The organism is Pseudomonas sp. R84 (assembly GCF_009834515.1).
Lineage (GTDB): Bacteria > Pseudomonadota > Gammaproteobacteria > Pseudomonadales > Pseudomonadaceae > Aquipseudomonas.
Map to the genome: position 1 here is coordinate 1 of NZ_CP019426.1, position 20,148 is coordinate 20,148.

Annotated in this window: 18 protein-coding genes; 17 read left to right on the plus strand and 1 reads right to left on the minus strand. The window is 55.7% G+C overall.

Annotation, left to right across the window (positions count from 1 at the left end):
- The 16 genes from dnaA (at window position 1) to PspR84_RS00080 (ending at window position 17,071) form a co-directional block, all read left to right on the plus strand.
- Entirely contained in the window at window positions 1-1,530 is a 1,530-nt protein-coding gene (dnaA, locus tag PspR84_RS00005; protein WP_038359566.1) for a chromosomal replication initiator protein DnaA, read from the plus strand.
- Window positions 1,531-1,569: 39 nt separating this feature from the next.
- The gene (dnaN, locus tag PspR84_RS00010; protein ID WP_007911887.1) at window positions 1,570-2,673 is read left to right on the plus strand and encodes a DNA polymerase III subunit beta; all 1,104 of its coding nucleotides are present in this window, start codon (window positions 1,570-1,572) and stop codon (window positions 2,671-2,673) included.
- 14 nt (window positions 2,674-2,687) lie between these two features.
- A complete protein-coding gene (recF, locus tag PspR84_RS00015) occupies window positions 2,688-3,791 on the plus strand; it encodes a DNA replication/repair protein RecF (RefSeq protein ID WP_038359568.1) in 1,104 nt (367 codons plus the stop codon).
- 5 nt (window positions 3,792-3,796) lie between these two features.
- Window positions 3,797-6,214 carry a DNA topoisomerase (ATP-hydrolyzing) subunit B gene (gyrB, locus tag PspR84_RS00020; protein ID WP_007911885.1) on the plus strand — a complete coding sequence of 806 codons (2,418 nt, stop codon included), beginning with the start codon at window positions 3,797-3,799 and terminating at the stop codon, window positions 6,212-6,214.
- 336 nt (window positions 6,215-6,550) lie between these two features.
- Window positions 6,551-7,441 (plus strand): acetaldehyde dehydrogenase (acetylating), encoded by an 891-nt coding sequence (locus PspR84_RS00025; RefSeq protein ID WP_160054407.1) that lies wholly within the window; start codon window positions 6,551-6,553, stop codon window positions 7,439-7,441.
- The gene (gene dmpG, locus PspR84_RS00030; RefSeq protein ID WP_160054409.1) at window positions 7,438-8,433 is read left to right on the plus strand and encodes a 4-hydroxy-2-oxovalerate aldolase; all 996 of its coding nucleotides are present in this window, start codon (window positions 7,438-7,440) and stop codon (window positions 8,431-8,433) included. The genes PspR84_RS00025 and dmpG overlap by 4 nt, the downstream gene beginning before the upstream one ends.
- A gap of 22 nt (window positions 8,434-8,455) precedes the next feature.
- Window positions 8,456-10,006 carry an amino acid adenylation domain-containing protein gene (locus PspR84_RS00035; RefSeq protein ID WP_160054411.1) on the plus strand — a complete coding sequence of 517 codons (1,551 nt, stop codon included), beginning with the start codon at window positions 8,456-8,458 and terminating at the stop codon, window positions 10,004-10,006.
- 37 nt (window positions 10,007-10,043) lie between these two features.
- Entirely contained in the window at window positions 10,044-11,015 is a 972-nt protein-coding gene (locus PspR84_RS00040; RefSeq protein ID WP_202982144.1) for a chlorinating enzyme, read from the plus strand.
- Window positions 11,009-11,239 (plus strand): acyl carrier protein, encoded by a 231-nt coding sequence (locus PspR84_RS00045; RefSeq protein ID WP_160054413.1) that lies wholly within the window; start codon window positions 11,009-11,011, stop codon window positions 11,237-11,239. The genes PspR84_RS00040 and PspR84_RS00045 overlap by 7 nt, the downstream gene beginning before the upstream one ends.
- Window positions 11,240-11,292: 53 nt before the next feature.
- The gene (locus PspR84_RS00050) at window positions 11,293-12,726 is read left to right on the plus strand and encodes a class I tRNA ligase family protein (protein ID WP_160054415.1); all 1,434 of its coding nucleotides are present in this window, start codon (window positions 11,293-11,295) and stop codon (window positions 12,724-12,726) included.
- 16 nt (window positions 12,727-12,742) lie between these two features.
- Window positions 12,743-13,357: a LysE family transporter gene (locus PspR84_RS00055; protein WP_160054417.1), complete on the plus strand. Its 615-nt coding sequence runs from the start codon at window positions 12,743-12,745 to the stop codon at window positions 13,355-13,357.
- 1 nt (window position 13,358) lies between these two features.
- Window positions 13,359-13,751, plus strand: a complete 393-nt coding sequence (locus tag PspR84_RS00060) for a cupin domain-containing protein (protein ID WP_160054419.1) — start codon at window positions 13,359-13,361, stop codon at window positions 13,749-13,751.
- Window positions 13,744-14,487 (plus strand): thioesterase domain-containing protein, encoded by a 744-nt coding sequence (locus tag PspR84_RS00065; RefSeq protein WP_160054421.1) that lies wholly within the window; start codon window positions 13,744-13,746, stop codon window positions 14,485-14,487. The genes PspR84_RS00060 and PspR84_RS00065 overlap by 8 nt, the downstream gene beginning before the upstream one ends.
- Before the next feature lie 21 nt (window positions 14,488-14,508).
- On the plus strand, window positions 14,509-15,105 hold the full coding sequence (locus PspR84_RS00070) for a LysE family transporter (RefSeq protein ID WP_160054423.1): 597 nt from the start codon (window positions 14,509-14,511) through the stop codon (window positions 15,103-15,105).
- Entirely contained in the window at window positions 15,102-16,085 is a 984-nt protein-coding gene (locus PspR84_RS00075; protein ID WP_160054425.1) for a quinone oxidoreductase, read from the plus strand. Before PspR84_RS00070 ends, PspR84_RS00075 begins: the two co-directional genes overlap by 4 nt.
- Before the next feature lie 167 nt (window positions 16,086-16,252).
- Window positions 16,253-17,071, plus strand: a complete 819-nt coding sequence (locus PspR84_RS00080; RefSeq protein WP_174244421.1) for an AraC family transcriptional regulator — start codon at window positions 16,253-16,255, stop codon at window positions 17,069-17,071.
- Between the two features lie 603 nt (window positions 17,072-17,674).
- Here the strand turns inward: PspR84_RS00080 and PspR84_RS00085 are convergent.
- Window positions 17,675-18,394, minus strand: coding sequence for a response regulator transcription factor (locus tag PspR84_RS00085; protein WP_160054427.1), 720 nt, complete (start codon window positions 18,392-18,394; stop codon window positions 17,675-17,677).
- A gap of 169 nt (window positions 18,395-18,563) precedes the next feature.
- Here PspR84_RS00085 and PspR84_RS00090 point away from each other — a divergent pair, with 169 nt between their 5' ends.
- Entirely contained in the window at window positions 18,564-20,096 is a 1,533-nt protein-coding gene (locus PspR84_RS00090) for a HAMP domain-containing sensor histidine kinase (RefSeq protein ID WP_160054429.1), read from the plus strand.
- Window positions 20,097-20,148 lie beyond the last annotated feature (52 nt).

Genomic DNA, 20,148 nt, shown 5'->3' on the forward strand with positions numbered 1-20,148 from the left:
GTGTCAGTGGAACTTTGGCAGCAGTGCGTGGAGCTTTTGCGCGAGGAGCTGCCTGCCCAACAATTCAACACCTGGATCCGTCCACTACAGGTCGAAGCCGAAGGCGACGAGTTGCGCGTCTACGCACCGAACCGTTTTGTGCTGGACTGGGTCAACGAAAAGTACCTGGGCCGCGTCCTTGAACTGCTGGATGAGCACGGCAACGGCATGGCGCCTGCGCTTTCCTTATTAATAGGCAGCAAACGCAGTTCCGCTCCGCGTGCAGCACCGAACGCGCCGCTTGCAGCCGCGCAGGTTTCCCAGCAGGCCCAGGCAAATGCCACGCCTGTGAGTACGCCGGCACCCACGCAGACGCCAGCGCCGGCAGCCAAGCGTTCGACGCAGAAAAGCCCTGAAGTCAGCGATGAGCCGTCTCGCGACAGTTTCGACCCGATGTCCGGTGCCGCTTCGCAGCAAGCCCCGGTCCGCGCCGAACAGCGCACCGTGCAGGTCGAAGGCGCGCTCAAGCACACCAGTTACCTGAACCGCACCTTCACCTTCGAAAACTTCGTCGAAGGTAAATCCAACCAGCTCGCACGCGCGGCGGCCTGGCAAGTGGCGGACAACCCCAAGCACGGCTACAACCCACTGTTCCTTTATGGTGGCGTTGGTTTGGGTAAGACTCACTTGATGCACGCGGTGGGTAACCATCTGTTAAAGAAGAACCCGAATGCCAAGGTCGTGTATCTGCATTCCGAGCGTTTCGTGGCCGACATGGTCAAGGCACTGCAGCTGAACGCGATCAATGAGTTCAAGCGTTTCTACCGTTCGGTGGATGCTCTGTTGATCGACGACATTCAGTTCTTCGCCCGCAAAGAGCGCTCGCAAGAAGAGTTTTTCCACACCTTCAACGCCCTGCTTGAAGGTGGCCAGCAGGTCATTCTCACCAGTGACCGCTACCCGAAAGAAATCGAAGGCCTTGAAGAGCGCCTCAAATCCCGCTTCGGCTGGGGCCTGACGGTTGCCGTCGAGCCGCCGGAACTGGAAACCCGCGTGGCGATCTTGATGAAGAAGGCCGACCAGGCCAAAGTCGACTTGCCGCACGACGCCGCGTTCTTCATTGCCCAGCGCATTCGCTCCAACGTCCGTGAGCTGGAAGGCGCGCTTAAACGCGTGATCGCCCACTCGCACTTCATGGGCCGCGACATCACCATCGAGCTGATTCGCGAATCCCTGAAAGACCTGTTGGCGTTGCAGGACAAACTGGTCTCTGTGGATAACATTCAGCGCACCGTCGCCGAGTACTACAAGATCAAGATCTCGGACTTGCTGTCCAAGCGCCGTTCGCGCTCGGTAGCGCGTCCGCGTCAGGTGGCCATGGCCTTGTCCAAGGAACTGACCAACCACAGCCTGCCGGAAATCGGCGATGTGTTTGGCGGCCGCGATCACACCACCGTGTTGCACGCCTGTCGCAAGATCAACGAACTTAAGGAATCCGACGCGGACATCCGCGAGGACTACAAGAACCTGCTGCGTACACTGACCACTTGATGAACACCAGCGCAGCTTATTAAGGCAAGGGACTAGACCATGCATTTCACCATTCAACGCGAAGCCCTGTTGAAACCCCTGCAACTGGTCGCAGGCGTCGTCGAGCGCCGACAGACCTTGCCGGTACTCTCCAACGTGCTGCTGGTTGTCGAAGGCCAGCAACTGTCGCTGACCGGTACCGACCTGGAAGTCGAGCTGGTCGGTCGTGTGCAACTTGAAGAGCCGGCTGAAACAGGTTCCATCACCGTGCCTGCGCGCAAGCTGATGGATATCTGCAAAAGCTTGCCCAACGATGCGCTGATCGACATCAAGGTCGACGAGCAGAAGCTGGTCGTAAAGGCTGGCCGTAGTCGCTTCACCCTGTCGACCCTGCCAGCCAACGATTTCCCGACCGTTGAAGAAGGTCCGGGCTCGCTGACCTGCAGCCTGGAGCAAAGCAAACTGCGTCGCCTGATCGAACGCACCAGCTTCGCCATGGCTCAGCAGGACGTGCGTTACTACCTCAACGGCATGCTGCTGGAAGTGTCCGAAGGCATCATCCGCGCCGTGGCCACCGACGGTCACCGTCTGGCCATGTGCTCGATGAAAGCCGATATCGGCCAGCCGGATCGCCATCAGGTGATCGTGCCGCGCAAAGGTATTCTCGAACTGGCACGTCTGCTCACCGAGCCGGACGGCAATGTCAGTATCGTATTGGGCCAGCACCACATCCGCGCCACTACCGGCGAATTCACCTTTACCTCGAAACTGGTCGACGGCAAGTTCCCGGACTACGAGCGCGTTCTGCCAAAGGGCGGCGACAAGCTGGTACTGGGCGATCGTCAGGCTCTTCGTGAAGCATTCAGCCGTACCGCGATTCTGTCCAACGAGAAGTACCGTGGTATCCGTCTGCAGCTGGCCAGTGGTCAGTTGAAGATCCAGGCCAACAACCCGGAGCAGGAAGAAGCGGAAGAAGAAGTGGGCGTTGAATACAACGGCGGCTCGCTGGAAATCGGCTTCAACGTGAGCTACTTGCTCGACGTGCTGGGCGTGATGACTACCGAGCAGGTTCGTCTGATCCTGTCCGACTCCAACAGCAGTGCGCTGGTGCAAGAGTCCGACAACGACGATTCGGCTTACGTTGTCATGCCGATGCGTCTGTAATCAGCTGACCCTGGATGTCCTTAAGTCGTGTTTCGGTCACCGCGGTGCGCAATCTGCACCCGGTGACCTTCTCCCCCTCCCCCCGCATCAACATTCTTTACGGCGCTAACGGCAGCGGCAAAACCAGTGTTCTGGAAGCCATTCATCTGCTGGGGCTTGCCCGTTCGTTTCGTAGCACGCGGCTGTTGCCGGTCATCCAGTATGAGCAACTTGCCTGTACCGTGTTCGGTCAGGTCGAATTGGCCGAGGGTGGGCATAGCGCTTTGGGCATCTCGCGCGATCGTCAGGGTGAGTTCCAGATCCGCATCGACGGCCAGAACGCCCGTAGTGCTGCGCAACTGGCGGAGATCCTGCCGCTGCAGTTGATCAACCCCGACAGCTTCCGTCTGCTCGAAGGCGCGCCGAAGATTCGTCGGCAGTTTCTCGACTGGGGCGTGTTCCACGTCGAGCCACGGTTCATGGCCACTTGGCAGCGTTTGCAGAAGGCCTTGCGCCAGAGAAACTCATGGCTGCGGCATGGTACACTTGACGCCGTTTCGCAAGCGGTTTGGGACAGGGAACTGTGCCAGGCCAGCGCTGAAATCGATGAATACCGCCGCGCTTACATCAAAGCCTTGAAACCAGTCTTTGAACAAACCTTGAGCGAACTGGTTGAGCTCGAAGGTTTGACGCTCAGCTATTACCGAGGCTGGGACAAAGACCGGGAATTGAGCGCCGTACTGGCTGGTTCCGTACAACGGGATCAGCAAATGGGTCATACCCAGGCCGGACCGCAACGGGCTGATTTGCGTCTTAGATTGGGCGCGCACAATGCCGCGGACATTTTGTCCCGGGGTCAGCAGAAGTTGGTGGTCTGTGCACTGCGGATTGCCCAAGGGCATCTGGTCAGCCAGGCCCGCCGCGGTCAGTGTATTTATCTGGTGGATGATTTGCCGTCCGAGCTGGACGAGGGCCACCGTCGCGCGCTGTGCCGCTTGCTGGAAGACTTACGCTGCCAGGTGTTCATCACCTGTGTAGATCACGAATTATTGAGGGAAGGCTGGCAGACGGAAACGCCAGTCGCTCTGTTCCACGTGGAACAGGGCCGTATCACCCAGACCCACGACCATCGGGAGTGAAGGCATTGAGCGAAGAAAATACGTACGACTCAACGAGCATTAAAGTGCTGAAAGGCCTGGATGCCGTACGCAAACGTCCCGGTATGTACATTGGCGACACCGATGATGGCAGCGGTCTGCACCACATGGTGTTCGAGGTGGTCGACAACTCGATCGACGAAGCCCTCGCCGGCCACTGCGACGACATCAGCATCATCATCCACCCGGATGAGTCCATCACCGTTAAAGACAACGGCCGTGGCATCCCGGTAGACGTGCACAAAGAGGAAGGCGTTTCCGCCGCCGAGGTCATCATGACTGTCCTCCACGCTGGCGGTAAGTTCGACGACAACTCCTACAAAGTTTCCGGCGGTCTGCACGGTGTGGGTGTGTCGGTAGTGAACGCACTGTCCGAAGAGCTGGTACTGACCGTTCGCCGCAGCGGCAAGATCTGGGAACAGACTTACGTCCATGGCGTACCTCAGGCGCCGATGGCCATCGTTGGCGACAGCGAAACCACCGGTACCCAGATCCACTTCAAGGCTTCCAGCGAAACCTTCAAGAACATTCATTTCAGCTGGGACATCCTGGCCAAGCGTATTCGTGAACTGTCCTTCCTCAACTCCGGTGTCGGCATCGTCCTCAAGGATGAGCGCAGCGGCAAGGAAGAGCTGTTCAAGTACGAAGGCGGTCTGCGTGCGTTCGTTGAATACCTGAATACCAACAAGACTGCGGTCAACCAGGTGTTCCACTTCAACATCCAGCGTGAAGACGGCATCGGCGTGGAAATCGCCCTGCAGTGGAACGACAGCTTCAACGAGAACCTGTTGTGCTTCACCAACAACATTCCTCAGCGCGACGGCGGCACTCACCTGGTGGGCTTCCGTTCGGCACTGACGCGTAACCTAAACAACTACATCGAGCAGGAAGGTCTGGCGAAGAAGCATAAAGTCGCCACCACCGGTGATGATGCCCGTGAAGGCCTGACCGCGATCATCTCGGTAAAAGTGCCGGATCCGAAGTTCAGCTCGCAGACCAAAGACAAGCTGGTGTCTTCCGAAGTGAAGACCGCGGTCGAGCAGGAGATGGGCAAGTACTTCTCCGACTTCCTCCTGGAAAACCCGAACGAAGCCAAGCTGGTTGTCGGCAAGATGATCGATGCCGCCCGTGCCCGTGAAGCGGCGCGCAAAGCTCGTGAGATGACCCGCCGCAAAGGCGCGCTGGACATCGCCGGCCTGCCAGGCAAGCTCGCTGACTGCCAGGAAAAAGACCCGGCACTGTCCGAACTTTACCTCGTGGAAGGTGACTCTGCGGGCGGCTCTGCCAAGCAGGGACGTAACCGCAAGACCCAGGCGATCCTGCCGTTGAAGGGCAAGATCCTCAACGTCGAGAAAGCCCGTTTCGACAAGATGATCTCTTCCCAGGAAGTGGGCACCTTGATTACCGCACTGGGCTGCGGTATCGGTCGCGACGAATACAACATCGACAAGCTGCGCTATCACAACATCATCATCATGACCGATGCTGACGTCGACGGTTCGCACATCCGTACCCTGTTGCTGACCTTCTTCTTCCGTCAGTTGCCGGAGCTGATCGAGCGCGGCTATATCTACATCGCCCAGCCGCCGCTGTACAAGGTCAAGAAAGGCAAGCAAGAGCAATACATCAAAGACGACGACGCCATGGAAGAGTACATGACGCAGTCGGCCCTGGAAGATGCGAGCCTGCACCTGAACGAAGAAGCCCCGGGCATTTCCGGTGAAGCGCTTGAGCGTCTGGTGAACGACTTCCGCATGGTGATGAAGACCCTCAAGCGTCTGTCGCGCCTGTACCCGCAGGAGCTGACCGAGCACTTCATCTACCTGCCGGCCGTGAGCCTGGAAAAGCTTGGCGACCACGCAGCGATGCAAGAGTGGCTGGCTCAGTACGAAGCGCGTCTGCGCACCGTGGAAAAGTCCGGTCTGGTTTACAAGGCCAGCCTGCGTGAAGACCGTGAACGTGGCGTTTGGCTGCCAGAGGTCGAACTGATCTCCCATGGCCTGTCAAACTACGTCACCTTCAACCGCGACTTTTTCGGCAGCAACGACTACAAGACCGTCGTCACCCTCGGTGCTCAACTGAGCACCCTGCTCGACGAAGGCGCGTACATCCAGCGTGGCGAGCGCAAGAAAGCGGTCACTGAGTTCAAGGAAGCACTCGACTGGCTGATGGCAGAAAGCACCAAGCGCCACACCATTCAGCGATACAAAGGTCTGGGCGAAATGAACCCGGATCAGCTTTGGGAAACCACCATGGACCCAAGCGTGCGCCGCATGCTGAAAGTCACCATCGAAGACGCCATTGGCGCAGACCAGATCTTCAACACCCTGATGGGTGATGCGGTCGAACCTCGCCGTGACTTCATCGAGAGCAATGCACTGGCGGTTTCGAACCTGGATTTCTGATCCGGTTGCAGGATCCCGGAAGCGACTGTATTTCACGATCAGTTGCTTTCATTGCCCCGATAAAAAAGGCCAACCCCTGTGGGTTGGCCTTTTTTGTGGGAAAAAAGCGCTCCTCGTCCAAGATTCCCGCCTCATCCAGTTACCTGTCCTGACACTTCGCTTCTAAGCCAGTCAGTGAACTCCGCAATAAATTGTTTCTATTTCCTCATCTACCCAAGAACGTACAAGCAACGCTCTAGGTCGCTGGCTTAAGGTCTCTATACGGGTTCGGGGCTCTCGGAAATTGAGTCCCAAGCGAGGTAACGGGGATGGATGTCAGATCTGGAGGCAGCAAAAATGGAATCAGTAATACCTCGCAAACGCGCAGCAATAATCGGATCGGGAAGTATAGGAATCGATTTGATGTACAAGGCGATGCGCTCTCACCATCTGGATCTCAGAATGGTGATAGGACGCAGTTCCAATAGCGAAGGTTTGGCTAGAGCCCGTGAGTTGGGCATTGCTACGTCGTCCGATGGAATTGAGTTTCTGGCGCAACACGCCAATGAGCTCGATATTGTTTTTGACGCGACATCTGCTCAATCACACAGGATTAACGATCAGGTATTTCGCAAGGCTAACCTCCTGGCGATTGACATGACCCCGGCCAAGATTGGCTCGATCTGTGTGCCATCGATCAACCTCGACAGCATCGCCAATGAGCGCAACGTGAATCTGGTTACGTGTGGCGGACAGGCAAGTATTCCGTTGGCCTTTGCGATTGCTCAATCGTTCGAATCTCTGGAGTACATCGAGGTTGCTTCGACCATCGCATCGGACAGCGCCGGTCTGGCGACTCGGGAAAACATTAATCAGTACATTTTGACCACCGAGCAGGCATTACGACACTTTAGCGGTGCGGGCTCGACCAAAGCGGTTCTGAATATCAACCCGGCTAAACCTGGCATCGACATGCAGACGACGGTATTCGCCAAAGGCCGCTACGAATGCATCGAGAAGGTGCGGGCGAGCGTTCGGCAGATGGTTGCCCGTGTTCAACAATATGTACCTGGCTATCAGATGGTTCTGGAACCTATCGAGTCGAAAGGCCACTTGACCATGAGTGTGACGGTACGGGGTAGCGGTGACTACCTTCCCGCCTACGCAGGCAACCTGGACATCATCAACTGCGCCGCGATTGCCGTAGCCGAATTCCACTCTGCCTGTTGGGAGCGTAACGCCGCATGATCACCATTACCGATTGCACCTTGCGTGATGGCAATCATGCTGTCCGGCACCAGCTTTCAAAAGAACAGATTCACCGATATGCAGCGCAGGCCGACGCTGCAGGCATCGATATTATCGAGGTCGGCCACGGCAACGGACTTGGCGGTTCTTCGGCACTTCTGGGTATCAGTTGCGTCGATGATCGAGAAATGCTCGAAATTGCCAGATCGGCCATTCAAAACGGACGTTTGGGTATCCACTTCATCCCTGGGCTGGGCAAATCGACAGATCTTGAGATGGCTATCGACGTCGGTGTAGATGTTTTCCGTATAGCCAGCCACTGCACGGAAGCCAACATCACTGCTCCCTACATCGAGTCGGTCAAGAATCAAGGCAAAACCGTATACGGCGTCTTGATGATGACTCATATGGCTGAGCCTGAGTTACTGGCTGAGCAGGCGTCACTCATGGCTGGCTACGGCGCCGATGCGGTCATTTTGATGGACAGTGCAGGTCACCTGACGCCTGACGACGTGCGTTGGCGAATTCAGGCTATCCAGCGGTTAACCGACACCAAGCTTGGCTTCCATGCACACAACAATCTCGGCATGGCAGTTGCCAACTCAATTGCTGCAGTCGAGGAAGGTGCTGAACTGCTGGATGCTTGCATCAAGGGCTTTGGAGCGGGTGCCGGTAATACGCAACTGGAGACCCTGATCGCCGTGTTGAATCGCTTGGGGTATCGGACTCAGTGTTCCTTCGAGGCTGTCGCCGGACTAGCTCGCACTTCGGAACAATATCTCGATTGCCTGACGCCGCACATTGGCGCTGCCAATATCGCTAGTGGCATTTATGGGCTGTTCTCTGGTTTTGCGCCGCATATAAGACGCGCAGCGGAACAGTTCAGCGTGGATGAATTTCGCCTCTATCAATTGTTGGGGCAACGCAAGTTAGTGGCTGGACAGGAAGACATCATCATCGAGACCGCGGCCAAACTTTCTACTGCCAACTGACGCCACTTCAGGAAATAAGTCGATGTCTGTTAATGATAAGCAGGGCCCTCGCGCGCCCATGATTCATGAAAAAGTAACGTATTGGGCGAATGAAACGCCTGATGCGATTGCTGTACGAAGTGCATATGAAACATTGAATTATGCCCAACTTGATCGCGAATCCAGCGCTTTGGCTTCCTATCTTGGTGAGCAAGGAATTCAGGCGGGAGATCTGGTCGGAATATTTCTTCAGCCCTCTGTGTCGACCCTGGTTTGCATCATTGGCATTCTTAAAAGCGGTGCTGCCTATGTGCCGCTGGATATCGCCAATCCGGCTGCCCGACTGACATTGATGATTCAACAGTTGGCGAATCTCAAACTTATCTTCACCTCCGAAAATGCCGCTGATCTGCTGCAGGATCTGCCGATTGCAGTCATCGAAATCGAGTCATTGCGTAAAGACTTGGCAGCAGCTCCGACAGCCACTGCGGTAGTTTCGTCTGCCCGTGAAGACGATCTTTGCTACACCGTATTCACGTCGGGCACCACCGGTATTCCCAAAGCGGTAGCAATCACCCATCGCAGTTGGGCGAACCTGATCAGTTGGCATGTGGATGAATACCGCCTTGACCGCGAAGCCAACGGCATCCTGGTGTCGGCGTTCGGGTTCGATATTTCCCAGCGCAGCCTCGTGACACCTCTGTACTGCGGGGCGGCGATTTCGCTAACCAGCAGTGCTGTATTCGATGGGTATGAGATTGTCGACCTCATTGAGCGTCACCGGATTGGCAGTATTCACCTGGCTCCAAGTTCGCTCTATCTGATCATCCAGGCCGGACAGGCGGGTGATCGTCTCGCCACACTACGGCATCTGTTCATCGGCGGCGAAGCACTGGCTACAGCCCGGGTAATGGAGTGGGCGCGGAAAAAAGGTTCAGCATGCAACCTGATCCATCAGTACGGCGTTGCCGAGTGTACCGATGTTGCCACGTCCTATTCGATGTCCGACTACGAGTCCTATCTGGCCGAAGGTATTCCAATGGGAAGCCCTGTCGGTAATTGCCGGGTCGACATACTTGATGACGAAGATCGGCCTGTGTCGGTCGGCGATATCGGCCAGATCGTTATCTCCGGCATGGGGGTCGGCCGAGGCTATCTGAACAACCTCCCTCTGCAGGCAGAGCGCTTCCGGGAAATATCCATTGATGGCGTTGTACAGCGGGCGTACTTCACCGGTGACTACGCTCGGCGCCTGTCTGAGCACAAGTCTATCTGCCTGGGTCGACGGGATAACCAAATCAAGATCCGAGGCATGCTGGTGAATCTGTCCGAGATCGAGAACGGGGTTCGCAACGCCTTGCCAGCTGCCGAGGACGCGATTGTCCTGAACACTCAAGCCGTACCCGGCCAGGATCCGGAGCTCACTGCCTTCGTGGCGACCGCGGGCGAACTTCCACCGATCCGCGATATCGGCCATCGGCTCGGGAATCTCCTGCCCCGCCATATGCATCCACGCCGCTATGTGGCCTGCAAACAGTTTCCCCTGACCCAGAACGGCAAGATTGATCGCCAGGCTCTTTTGAACCTGGCCTGAACCAAGCGTACGCAACATCCAAAAAAGGAAGCAACACATGAGCCAGATGGACCAAAAAATTTCGGCAACGACTGGATTACCTGCGAGCGCAGTAATCACTGATGACATTCAGAAGGATATCGAGTTCTTCGAAAAAAATGGCTTCATCGGTCCGATCAAACTGTACGAACCGGATGAAGCGGCAGAAATCCTGCGCGCATTACGCGCTGCAAACCATGATCGTTCGCACATTCTTTATGACAACAACATGAACTACGACCGACATTTCGATATTCCCGAACTGTCCCGTCACATCATGCACCCAACGATTCTGAAGTACCTTCGCGGCATTCTGGGGGCCGATCTGCTGTGCTGGCGTTCGGAATGGTTCGCCAAATTTCCAGGCGGGCGAGGTACTGAATGGCACCAGGTTCGCGATTACAGCTATACCGATGGCAACCCACTGATTGTCCCGACTCAGACAGACTGGAACGCCTACATCGATCTGACGGTATGGACCGCGTTCACGCCCGCTACCAAGGAAACGGCCTGCATGCGCTTCCTGCCGGGCTCGCATAAAAAGTATTACTACGATGAGAAGAAAAGCGTCTCCACGGGGCGTAACGGTGAATACCAGCACACCCAGACGGACACCGGTTTCTTCGGTTACGACTTTTCCGAATTCAAGGTTGACCCATCCTGGGACCCTGAAAGTGCAAACCCGGTAGATATGGAACTGCAAGCTGGCGAGTGCGTGATTTTTACGGCGTCCTGCGCACACGCTTCTCACGACAACACCACCGAACGGCAGACCCGTCTGGCTATTTCCGGCCGCTATGTTCCGACCCATGTCCGCGTCTATCCAGATCTGAAGAGCTATAACGCGCATGGCGAAACATTCGACCTCGCTGACTACGCGACGGTGCTCGTATCCGGTGAGGACACCTACGACCACAACAAAATTCGCAATGCCAACAACCGCGGCCAAGAGTTCTCATTCTCTCCGGCAGAGGAGAAAACCCCATGCTGAATGCTATTCACAAGATCTGCTCAGAAGTCCTGAACTACCCGCAACTGGAAATGGATGAGGACTTCTTCGACGTCGGAGGCCATTCCCTGATGATGGCCGAGATCCAACGCCAACTGCATGAGGATCTGAAAGTTCACATCAACATGGAGTCACTGTTCCGAAACTCCTCGGTTATCAAACTGAGTAAGGCCATCCAACCAACGCTGACCGAGCAAACGGCCTAAGCCTGGGCCGGCCTGCGTCAGCTGCGTGGGCCGGCTTATCTGGAGAAAAAATGATGAAAACTTTTGCATTGCTGGAGCAGCCACAAACTGGCGAAGCTGCTGACCTTACCTTCAAGCGAGGCTCGCTGTTTGCCGCGTTCATGAGTCGTGCAACCCAATGCGCGCCGGTCACTGCCGATAAGATCGAGGCGGGCTTGCACCTGAACCGGCTGCTGGAAAATGGTCAAGTGCACTTCAACACACTCGAAGATGGTTCATTCGAGGCATTCTATGGTCCATCCAGCGATGCCACGGTGCAAATCTCGACACAGATTCCATTCTGGTCGGAAAAAATTGTCTCGCGGATTCGAAAGAGCGTGCGTCAATCCCAGGGCGCGATCTGTTCGTTGAAGCTTTTCGATTCGCCAGAGTCCATCGATGTATTCGTCACGGACTGGAGCTCCTGCACAGCAGCCTGCGCCATCGCCGTACACAAATATCACTGGTTCACACGTCGATTGTCCGAACGCCCCGATGCCGACAACTATTTCACCGGTGCCTATGTCCGTAATCCGTTAACTGGCGACCTGATGTCCGTGTGGGTCGCGGACTGGGTCAAGCCCGACTTCGGTACGGGTGCCGTACTGGTTAACCCTGCTCACAACAAGACTGATCTTGAGTTCGCCAAGCAGGTCGGCCTGCCGATTCGGTTCGCCCTCTCTCTCGATGCGCAAGTGGACGAGCACTCGATGCCGACCCCTCCTGTGCTCAAAGCTGGTTTCGCCATCCGCACCGGTTGGCTTGATAGCAAGCCTGCGGCGCAAGTCCACAACGACACAATCAACGTGCTTCTGCGCAAGGGTAGCGCTCGGTTGCACGAAGATAAACGCATCCCTGGCGAAGTGATTGCTCGTATTGAGCAAACTTCGCCAGAGAGGGCAGAACTGTACTGGAGCCCTCAACACGGGACATTCCATCAGGAATCTACCCAAGGATTACCCGTTCGGGTGGATTTCAGTCCGAGTTTTCAGGCAGCGGTGACCACGGTCGCGCATCGCCCGGATCATCTGCAAGTCGACGCGGCAATACAGAAGAAGAATATTGGTGTGCTTGCCGGGCTGATCTTCGATTTGGGTGGATTAGAGGCATTTGTTCCTCTGACGCTGCTTGAGTCCGTCGAGTATGCCGGTAGCCGCAGTGAAGGCGATCCAGCGGTAGACCTTGCGCTTTTGGTTGGGGAAGAACCCGAGAAGGTGCTAGTGATCCGCAAGGCTTTGATCGACCAGATCGACAGTTTCCTCAATGGTTGTCAGAAGCTTTCAGCTCGTTTGGGAGAGAACGGTGCATTGCCGCCTGCTCAAGTGACTACCGCGCTAACCCAAGGCGATCCGGTCTCGGCCTTCCGGACCTTTTACCAATGGCAGAAGCAGATGGTCGCTAACGATGAAGTAGTCGACCAGTCTGCCTACACCTCGATTCTTTCAACATTTGGCCTCAAATCGGCCTGAAACAGGAGATCACGACATGGAAATCTTCCTCTACGCGTTCAGCGTCATGTACAGCCCCGGTCCGGTCAATGTGATGGGTCTGAATGCCGGACTCACGGGACAGTTTCGTCGCACGGTCGGATTCTTCATCGGCGTAGGCTGCGCGATGTTCGCGTTATTCCTTATTTTTGGTTACACCGGCGAGGCGCTGATTTCTCGCTCCGTACTGCCATACCTGGCGCTCATCGGTGGGCTTTATACCTTGTACCTGGCGTTCAAGGTCTTTACCTCAAAAGTGGTTCTGCCGGGCAAGACCGAAGAGACGCAGTCGCCGGACAAACCACTTACATTCTGGAACGGCTTCTTGATCCAGGCGCTGAATCCAAAAGGGATGATGGTGGTTCTGCCCATCACCACGGTGATGTTCCCGGCTGCCCATGTCACCGGTGCCAGTATCGCGGTGGTATCAACCATGATCGCACTGGGCGGCGCAGGAGCCCCCGGTATCTATTCGCTGCTGGGCGCTGTTCTTGGCAAGCGCATCACCAAAGAGTCTTACTTCAACTTCTTCAATCGGCTGATGGGTATCGCTCTGGCGATCTGTGCGGCTTTCATGCTCTACGACTTCTACGCTCACACGCAAGGACTCTGACATGCACAAGCAACAGCCAGTGATCAATTGGGATACCGTCCCGAGAGAGCAATTGGGCGACTTGATAGTCCGGCAGATCGTCAGCGGTGATGAGCTGATGATGGTCAAGCTGACGATGAAGGCTGGCGCCGTCGTTAAGCATCACAGTCATCCCAACGAACAGATGACTTATATCCTCAAGGGAAAAATCCGCTTCACACACGGGCTGGATATGGAGCAGAGCACAACATTGTGTGCGGGGGACGTTCTGCACTTTCCAGCCAATGTACCGCACGCAGCGGAGTGCCTTGAGGACACGATCGACCTTGATGTGTTTACGCCACCACGCCGCGACTGGTTCACCACGAATGGCAACGACTATTTCGAACGGCCGGTCGAGGCGAACGATGCGTAACCCACCCTCGACCAGATGGCTGCAGAGAACTGTCCAACCGGCAGCTCGCAGTCGATTGCTGTGTTTTCCGTTCGGCGGCGGCAGCGCCTCGTTCTATAGAGACTGGCAAGCGATGCTGGGCCCGCAAATTGAAGTTTGCGCTATCCAGTTACCAGGACGGGAAGCACGTTTTGGCGAGCCGTTCATCACGGATATCAATGATCTTTTGCCGCCATTGGTCCACGCTGCCAGCGATCTGTTCAAGCTGCCTTTGCACTTGTTTGGCTACAGCCTGGGTGCTGGCATCGCGCATAAATTCGCTACCTACTGCGATTCTCTCTATCCCAATGCGCGGATAGTTTCGCTTACGGCATGTGCGAGCTCAGCAGCTGCCGCAGATCGATTGTGTTCATCAACCATGAACGACGAGCAGTTCATGAAGTACATCATGGGGCTCGGAGGTCTTCCCCAAGAAGTGGCGGCTAATCCGGGTTTGCGTGCGATTGCCCTGAGGACCTTGCGTAGCGACTTCAGTCTTTCTGAAAGCATAAATCTTGCTGACGCTGACCCGGTTTCAATACCCGTTCTCGCGATCGGCGGCGATGCCGACCCTTCTGTCCCGATCTCCGGTTTGGAGGCATGGTCTAGCAAGACCACGGAGAATTGTTTCCACCAAGTGTTCCCTGGTGATCACTTTTTCGTTCGTCAGAACCTGCCGGAAGTAATAGACAGCCTGCGAGATTTTATCGCCTTGTAACTCGACTGGATCGCCTTTGAAATGGATTTCATTAACGTGTTTCTCAACGTCACCACAGGTGCATCGTTGATTTTGATGATGCCTGGCCCTACCAACACCTTGCTAATGACATCCGGTTATACCTGTGGCCCAGCCAAAACTTTGCCTCTGATCGCCACCGAAGCATTTGGCTACAGCATTGCAATCAGCGCTTGGGGGTTTGTACTCATAGCATTGTCCGCACGGTATCCGGGCATCGGTACAGCAGTGAAGTTACTGTGCGCGGCCTATCTGGCTTATCTGGCTGTGCGCATTGCCTCGACGAAGCTGCTGGCAAGCGAGTCCCGCCGACCGGCAGTAAGCTCCAGATCATTGCTGACGGCAACGTTGCTCAATCCCAAGGCACTGTTATTTGCCTCTGTGGTGTTTCCGCGAGAAGTTTATGGTACTGCGCAGCTCTACAGTTGGGCGCTGCTGTCCTTCGTCCTGATCGTCGTGCCGATTGGATTCGCCTGGGCCTGGTTGGGGCAGGTCGTACGGACAGCTCCAAGCCATGCCATGCAACTCTGGGTGCCCAAACTGATCGGGCTGTCTCTACTCTCCTTTTCCATTTACCTGACTTGCTCGGCACTCAAATGAAAACTGACGACACACTACAAGTGATCTTTCGTTCCCACGGATCACCTTCCGTGATTGAGTACCAGTCTATGGCGGTCAATGCGTTGGGGCCGGGACAAGTGAGAATCCACAATCACGCGATTGGTGTGAATTTTATCGACACCTACTTCCGCTCCGGGCTGTACCCTCCTCCTGCGTTGCCCTCAGGGTTGGGCACCGAGGGCGCTGGTACGGTGATTGAATGTGCAGACGATGTGACGCGATTCCGGATTGGTGACAGGGTTGCTTACGTACAATCTTCGCTGGGCGCCTATGCAACACAACACTGGGTGGATCAAAGCCGACTTGTTCACCTGCCGGACGATATCAGCTACGTAACCGCCGCCGGCGGCTTGCTAAAGGGTCTTACCACGATTTGCTTGTTCAATCGGGTCAGTCAGCCGAAAAGCGGGGATACGGTTCTTTTTCATGCCGCAGCCGGTGGCGTGGGCTTGCTGGCCTGCCAATACGCCAAGCGCAAAGGTATTCGCCTGATCGGCGTTGTTTCAACGCAAGCCAAGGCTGAGTTGGCGCGCTCGGCGGGAGCGTGGACGACCCTGCTTGCTGGAGATGACATCGCCGACCAGACAAGGCGGCTAACCGGCGGAAAGGGGGTGCCATTTGTCTACGACTCAGTCGGGCGTTCTACCTGGCAAGCCTCGCTGAATGCCACAGCTTCCTGCGGACATATCATCAGTTTTGGCAATTCATCAGGGCCCGTTGAAAACGTGGCACTAGCGCAACTGGCACGCGCGGGATCACTAACAGTCAGCCGCCCCATATTGTTCGACTACATCAGCGATTCAGCAGTACTGCAAAGCTATGCGGAGGAATTTTTCCAGTGTTTGCGAGAGGGGATGAAGGTTCAAGTGGGCGCAACCCTGTCGCTTGCGGAAGCCGAGCGAGCACACACGTTGTTGGAAAGTCGTAACACGACTGGATCTATAGTACTCATACCTTAGATGAAAGTTCTGTGCTGGAGAGCAGGTGGCTCTTCAAAAAATCAGAGCACAGTGCTAGCTTCTTGAAAGCTGGGCATGCTTATTATCCTGCCAATTGTCAAACGTTAGACCATCTCGCTAAGGATCAGCACTATGTCAGGAATCTTCAAAAGCCAGGTAGTTCGGCCATGATTGAGCTTCCATCTCCGAAGGATTGGGTACGACATTCGCCTCACACATCAAAACTCGAGCGGTTGGAAGCTTTTTTTAGCGCACATGGTTTTGACCCTCATCGGCATGACACATATGCCATTGGCCGGACACTTTCGGGCGTGCAAAGTTTTCGCTATCGCGGGGAGAATCGGAATAGCCTGCCAGGGGAAACCTTGGTCCTGCACCCAGATGAAGAACACGACGGCCATGCCGGCAGCGATTCGGGCTTCCGTTATCGAATGCTGTATATCACTCCGGAGTTAGCTCAGCAGGTGCTGCACGGTAAACCTTTGCCCTTCCTGAAAGGAGGCATCTCCAGTGATCCCCGGTTTGCCGCTGCAACTGACAACATACTTTCCGCGTTGGATGATCCGCTCGATCCGCTAGAGGAGGACGACGCTATATTTCAACTCTTCACCACGCTGCAAGCCATATGTGGCGAGCGTGCCGCTACCGGTGCCAATTGCTTTACGGCGGCCGACAGAGCGCGGGAGTATATGAACGATAATCTTCAGCAACCGGTCAGCCTGGATGACCTGGCTGATTGCACCGGTCGGGACAAGTGGAGTTTATCCAAAGACTATCGGGTTTATTTCGGCACAAGCCCCCACCGCTATCTGACGATGCGACGTTTGGACCGAGTCAAAGCGGCGATTTTTGCGGGTAAATCGCTGGTGGAAGCTTCGGTAGAGGCAGGTTTTTTTGATCAAAGCCACATGACCAAGCATTTCAAAAAAGCATTTGGAGTATCACCGGCGCGCTGGTGTCGGTCGAGGGATAGAGATTTAATCTAAGTGCGTTTGCATAAACTTTAGGGCGGCGTGATTTTTCCAGGAAAACTACTATTGATTGTTTTGGGTAGTGCGTCGCAGTACCTGCGATTAATGTCACGCGCTGTTGCCTTTAATGCTGAAGTCAGGCGGGTGAATTGACCTGTGCCGATTACAATAAATTGGATTGGAATGCCGTCTTTGGTTAAAACATATGCTGTGCCCATGTTTATCCTGACAGCATTCAAGTTGCGACCGTGTTAATTGCGGGAAAGATTGAACACACCGCGACAGCATACGGCGCTCTATGGATCACGATGTTCAACTATTCGCGGAAATCAAGATGCTTAAACTTATTATCCGAGACACCCATAAAAAAAGTGACTATTTCTTTCTCGCATTGGCAATTATGGTAGGAGGATCAGCGGGTTATATAGTTTCGGGATTTGCTCCTGTCACCGCCGTCCCGTTCACCCTGTTGGCGATCGTGTTTCTGTATTCAACCTGGCGTCAACCGACAAGTGCTCCACCCCATTGATCGAGGCCTGTCGCCGGCAACATCTTGGTCAAGATGGGAAACTTAACTTGGAGCGTGCAGGCGCTTTTGATCAATTTATTGCACGTAACTCACTCGTTTACCGCTGCCACACTCTCCAACCGATACCCATATCCATAAATAGTCAGTAACTGCCACCCTCGATCCGCCGTCAGCCCGAGTTTGTTGCGCAATCTATAGATATGCGTATCCAACGGCCGTGACGATGCCATCTCCTCATGCGGCCAAAACCGCTCATACAGATAATCCCGAGACAATGGCCGGCCCAGATTGCTGAACAGACACCGAGCCAGTCGATACTCACGCTCGGTCATGACGATGGGTTTGCCCTCGCGGGTGACGGTCAGTTCGGCGTCATCGAAGGTCAGGTCAATGAAGCTCAATACTTCGCTAGCCGCCGCCCGTTGCTGGCTATGCCGACGCAACACCGCAGCCACCCGCGCCTTCAACTCATTCGGCCGAAACGGCTTGCTCACATAATCATCAGCCCCGGCATTCAACGCCTGAACAATATCGCTCTCGCCATCACGACTGGTCAGCATAATCGCCGCCGGTGGCGCTTCCATATGCTCGCGGGTCCAGCGCAGCAGGGCCAGACCGGTGAGGTCGGGCAGTTGCCAATCGAGGATCAGCAGGTCGAAGGTTTCCCGGCGCAGTTGGCGCAGCAGGTCCTCACCGCGTTCGAAACTGTGCAGTGACCACGGCTGTTCGCCGGTATCGGCCATCTGCTGCAGGGTTTGCTCGACCCGGCGCAGTTCGGCGGGTTCGTCGTCCAGTATCGCAACGCGCATACGCGATAGTTCCTTGTTGCTTGGGCAGTTGGGCGTCAACCATAGTCGCTTGGTCATCACCTTGAAAGTAAGCGGCCCGCCGTTGGTCGACGTCCGCTATGATTCTTCGGGTCTACGTCTCAGACCTGTGACCTATGAAAGCATTCACCCTGCCCCGCCCTTTTTCCCCATGAACAATCAGCGCCGGCGCGAAAGCCGTGAGCCGAGTCAGGTGCAGCGACTGTTTCGACAGTTGGTGCGTGAGTGGTTGTGGATAAGTCTAGTGCTGTTGCCGCTGACTGCGTTGCTGTCTTATCGCGCGCAGATCAACCTGCACGATGCGACTCCAGTTATGGGCGCGTTGTTGTCAGTTGCTTTGGTGGCGGGCAGTCTTGGATTTCTGTTATGGCGCCCGCGTTGGGCGCTCTGGGTAACGTTGATCGGCATGGCGTGCGCGTTGCTGACCAGTGCAGGTTTAGCGGAAGCGCGTCGTTGGTGGTCGCCGACGCCGGCAGTGCTGGGGATGTTGTTCGGTTATCTGATCTGGAACTGGCGGCGCCTGAGTGTAGTGCTGACCTATTTCGGTTGGGAGCTGGCACGGCTCGACAGCGAGCCGAAAGTTTTCCCCGAACGCCGTCGCTCGCAATTCACGGGTGCTGATCGCCTGCAGGGCCAGATCATGGCGCTTGAGCAAGCCATGAGCCGTACCCGCGATACCCGGCGCTTTATTGCCGACGGCTTGGAGTATCTGCCAGTCGCCACGCTGATCAGCGATCCCAAGGGCCAGATCCTGCTGGGCAATCGCAAGGCTCGCCAGCTATTCGATCACAACTTGGTGGGGGACGATGTTCTCGATCAACTGGCGAGCCTCGGTTACCCGGATTTATCCACAGAAGCGCGACCGACTTTGTCCGCCCTGCCGCTGTTGGAGTTTCGCGATAGCAAGGAACGCAGCCTGCGTCTCGAGCGTGCCGCCCTCCTTCCGGTGGACGGTGACACGCCAATTGGCTGGCTCCTGAGCCTCACTGACCTCAGCGCTGAACGCGAGGCCGAGGAACAACGTAGCGTGTTGCTGCGCTTTCTTTCCCACGACCTGCGCGCCCCGCACTCGGCGATCCTCGCCTTGCTCGATGTGCACCGTCATCAAGTGGGGGCCGATGCGCCGTTGTTCGAACAAATCGAACGCCAGGTACGTCGCGCGCTGGATCTGACTGACGGGTTTGTTCTGCTGGCGCGTGCCGAATCCGAGGCTTACCAATTTCAGCCGACGTTGTTCGCGATGTTGGTGCTGGACGTGCTGGATCAAGCGTTGCCCATCGCCCAGCAGAAACGTATCGAGCTGCTGCATGACATGGATGAAGAGTCGCAAGAACGTCTGATCAATGCTGATCAGGGCTTGCTGACCCGCGCGCTGTTCAACCTCTTGGAGAACGCGATCAAGTACAGCCCGGCAGATACCACTATCACCCTGCGCTTCAGTTGCCGCGAGGAATGGTTGCACTGTGAATTGATCGATCAAGGCAAGGGCATCGCCGCTGATGAATTGCCCGACCTGTTCAGTCAATACCGACGTTTTTCTTCCGCGCAGGGCATCGACGGCGTGGGCCTCGGCTTATCGATGGTCAAAGCGGTAGTCGATCATCACGGCGGCAAAATTGAATGCCGCAGCGCGGTTGATCAAGGCACCACCTTCCTGCTTGAGTTACCGCTTGTCCCCGACTGATCAGGCACAAAAAAACCGGCTATATCAGCCGGTTTTCTTACATCCGAAAAAA

Coding starts and splice junctions, on each gene's coding strand:
- dnaN (WP_007911887.1), top strand. CDS start 1,570: ATGCATTTCACCATTCAACGCGAAGCCCTGTTGAAACCCCTGCAACTG.
- recF (WP_038359568.1), top strand. CDS start 2,688: ATGTCCTTAAGTCGTGTTTCGGTCACCGCGGTGCGCAATCTGCACCCG.
- PspR84_RS00025 (WP_160054407.1), top strand. CDS start 6,551: ATGGAATCAGTAATACCTCGCAAACGCGCAGCAATAATCGGATCGGGA.
- dmpG (WP_160054409.1), top strand. CDS start 7,438: ATGATCACCATTACCGATTGCACCTTGCGTGATGGCAATCATGCTGTC.
- PspR84_RS00035 (WP_160054411.1), top strand. CDS start 8,456: ATGTCTGTTAATGATAAGCAGGGCCCTCGCGCGCCCATGATTCATGAA.
- PspR84_RS00040 (WP_202982144.1), top strand. CDS start 10,044: ATGAGCCAGATGGACCAAAAAATTTCGGCAACGACTGGATTACCTGCG.
- PspR84_RS00045 (WP_160054413.1), top strand. CDS start 11,009: ATGCTGAATGCTATTCACAAGATCTGCTCAGAAGTCCTGAACTACCCG.
- PspR84_RS00050 (WP_160054415.1), top strand. CDS start 11,293: ATGAAAACTTTTGCATTGCTGGAGCAGCCACAAACTGGCGAAGCTGCT.
- PspR84_RS00055 (WP_160054417.1), top strand. CDS start 12,743: ATGGAAATCTTCCTCTACGCGTTCAGCGTCATGTACAGCCCCGGTCCG.
- PspR84_RS00060 (WP_160054419.1), top strand. CDS start 13,359: ATGCACAAGCAACAGCCAGTGATCAATTGGGATACCGTCCCGAGAGAG.
- PspR84_RS00065 (WP_160054421.1), top strand. CDS start 13,744: ATGCGTAACCCACCCTCGACCAGATGGCTGCAGAGAACTGTCCAACCG.
- PspR84_RS00070 (WP_160054423.1), top strand. CDS start 14,509: ATGGATTTCATTAACGTGTTTCTCAACGTCACCACAGGTGCATCGTTG.
- PspR84_RS00075 (WP_160054425.1), top strand. CDS start 15,102: ATGAAAACTGACGACACACTACAAGTGATCTTTCGTTCCCACGGATCA.
- PspR84_RS00080 (WP_174244421.1), top strand. CDS start 16,253: ATGATTGAGCTTCCATCTCCGAAGGATTGGGTACGACATTCGCCTCAC.
- PspR84_RS00085 (WP_160054427.1), bottom strand. CDS start 18,394: ATGCGCGTTGCGATACTGGACGACGAACCCGCCGAACTGCGCCGGGTC.
- PspR84_RS00090 (WP_160054429.1), top strand. CDS start 18,564: ATGAACAATCAGCGCCGGCGCGAAAGCCGTGAGCCGAGTCAGGTGCAG.